Here is a 2,292-nt window from a genome sequence, read left to right on the forward strand (position 1 = left end):
GCCTGGGCCAGGCTGGAGGCCCTGCGCGGCGCCCTGGCGGGGTCTGAAGGATGATCGGGATTCCTGCCGACGCCCCCCTGGACACCCCACAGGCGGCCCCCGAGATCCCCAGTCCCGACGACGCCACGCCGGCCGTGCTCGTTCTCGCCGATGGCACCGTTCTGCGGGGGCTGGCCTGCGGCGCTCGCGGCAGCGTCTGCGGTGAAGTGGTGTTCAACACGGGCATGACCGGCTACCAGGAGGTGCTCACCGACCCGAGCTACGCCGGCCAGCTGATCACCTTCACCTATCCCGAGCTCGGCAACACCGGCGTCAACGGCGAGGACCTGGAGGCCGACCACGCCCACGCCCGCGGCTGCATCCTGCGCCAGCTCTCCCCCCGACCCAGCAACTGGCGCAGCGAGGAGACCCTCGACCACTGGCTGGTCCGCCAGGGGGTGGTGGGGATCCGCGGCGTCGACACCCGGGCGCTGGTGCGCCACCTGCGGGAGGGCGGCGCCCTCAACGGCGCCATCGCCAGCGACGGCACCGACCCCGCCGCGCTGCTGGAGCAGGTGCGGGCCGCCCCGTCGATGGACGGCCTCAACCTGGCGGCCAAGGTCAGCACCCGGGAGCCCTACACCTGGAAGCGCAGCTGCGCGGCCGCCTTCGACACCCGGCTCCAGCCCCATCCAGACCGGCCTTACCGGGTGGTGGCGATCGATTTCGGCATCAAGCGCGCCATCCTCGAGCGCCTGGTGGCCCATGGCTGCGCGGTCACGGTGCTGCCGGCGGACGCCACCCTGGAGCAGGTGCTGTCCCTGGAGCCCGAAGGGGTGTTCCTCTCCAACGGCCCCGGTGATCCGGCCGCCGTGGCCGAAGGGATCGCCCTGGCCAGGGACCTGCTGCAGCAGCCCCAGCTGCCGGTCTTCGGCATCTGCCTGGGCCACCAGATCCTCGGCCTGGCCCTGGGAGGCCGCAGCTTCAAGCTCGGCTACGGCCACCGCGGCCTCAACCACCCCTGCGGTTCCCCCGGTTCGGTGGAGATCACCAGCCAGAACCACGGCTTCGCCCTTGATGCCGCCTCTCTGCCGGCCGAGCGGGTGCGGATCACCCACCGCAACCTCAACGACCGCACCGTGGCCGCCCTGGCCCTGCGCCACCAGCCCGTCTTCGGCATCCAGTACCACCCGGAGGCCAGCCCCGGTCCCCACGACGCCGACCATCACTTCGGGCGGTTCGTGGCGCTGATGGCGGAACGTCGCTGAATCGGCACGTTTCGTTGCGGTTCCCTGAATCGGGATAGGGGTCCCTACAGTTCCTCGCGTTCCACACCTTGAGGACGGGGCCATCACCGACCTGCAGCGACTGACCGTCTCCCTGAGAGGGGGCAGCGAACGGCGGGATGCGTGCCTGCTGTTCAGTTTCACGGGGCAGCTGGACGCCTATTCGGACAAGCAGTTCACCGAATTCATCACCGACCGCCACAAGGGAGAGACCCTGCCGGTGGTCATCGACCTCAGCCGGATCGATTTCATCGACTCCTCCGGACTCGGTGCCCTCGTGCAACTGGCCAAGCTCTTCAACGACAGCGCCCGCCAGTTCATCGTGGTCGGTAACGCCCGGGTCGTCCAGACGGTCAAGCTGGTGCGCCTGGAGGCCTTCCTGCACCTGCAACCCGACCTGGAGTCCGCCCTTGGCAGCCTCGCCCCCGCCTGAGGGGTCCGGCCACTGGGTGGCCTCCGTGCCCGCCCAGCCACCAGCCACGGCGCTGGCCACGGCCCAGCTGGCCTGGCTGGGAGATGCGGTCTGGGAACTGCACCAGCGCCTGCGCCACTGCCGCCAGCCGGCCCGGGCCGCCGATCTGCACCGGGCGGTGGTGGGCGAGGTGCAGGCCGAGGCCCAGGCCGAGGCCCTGCGGCGACTGGATCCCCTGCTCAGCGAGGCGGAGCAGCGCCTGGTGCTGCGCGGTCGCAACCAGGCCGGGCGGGGCCCCCGCCGGGGCGCGCCCCACGCCTATGGGCAGGCCACGGGATTTGAGACGATGCTGGGATGGCTTTTTCTGCAGGACCCCAGACGGCTGGCTGAGCTGCTGGACCATCTCGAGAAGACCGAACCCCGTTCCCCATCCGCCAGCCCATGAGTCCCTCCCCTGACCGCCGCGGCGACCGTCGCCCCGACCGTCGTCCTGACCGCCGTTCCGACCCCGGCGCTGACCGGACCCCCCGGCGTCTCGGCTCCGGCGCCGGGGGGCGCCCCATCAGCCGCGGTTCCGCTTCTCCCCGCCCCCGCCGCCCCGGAGAGGGCTACGGC

3 protein-coding genes are annotated in these 2,292 nt (G+C 71.6%); all 3 read left to right on the top strand.

Going from position 1 to position 2,292, the window contains the following annotated elements; all coding sequences use genetic code 11:
* The first annotated feature begins 50 nt into the window (after window positions 1-50).
* The 3 genes from carA to VB737_RS06525 all read left to right on the top strand — a co-directional run bounded on the left by carA (window position 51) and on the right by VB737_RS06525 (window position 2,122).
* Window positions 51-1,247, top strand: a complete 1,197-nt coding sequence (carA, locus tag VB737_RS06515) for a glutamine-hydrolyzing carbamoyl-phosphate synthase small subunit (RefSeq protein ID WP_500312118.1) — start codon at window positions 51-53, stop codon at window positions 1,245-1,247.
* A 100-nt stretch (window positions 1,248-1,347) separates the two neighbouring features.
* The gene (locus tag VB737_RS06520) at window positions 1,348-1,698 is read left to right on the top strand and encodes an STAS domain-containing protein (protein ID WP_500312122.1); all 351 of its coding nucleotides are present in this window, start codon (window positions 1,348-1,350) and stop codon (window positions 1,696-1,698) included.
* A 16-nt stretch (window positions 1,699-1,714) separates the two neighbouring features.
* Entirely contained in the window at window positions 1,715-2,122 is a 408-nt protein-coding gene (locus VB737_RS06525; RefSeq protein ID WP_500312120.1) for a Mini-ribonuclease 3, read from the top strand.
* The last annotated feature ends 170 nt before the right edge of the window (window positions 2,123-2,292 follow it).

It is taken from the genome of Synechococcus sp. BA-120 BA3 (assembly GCF_034931285.1).
Lineage (GTDB): Bacteria > Cyanobacteriota > Cyanobacteriia > PCC-6307 > Cyanobiaceae > Cyanobium.

Coding starts and splice junctions, on each gene's coding strand:
- carA (WP_500312118.1), top strand. CDS start 51: ATGATCGGGATTCCTGCCGACGCCCCCCTGGACACCCCACAGGCGGCC.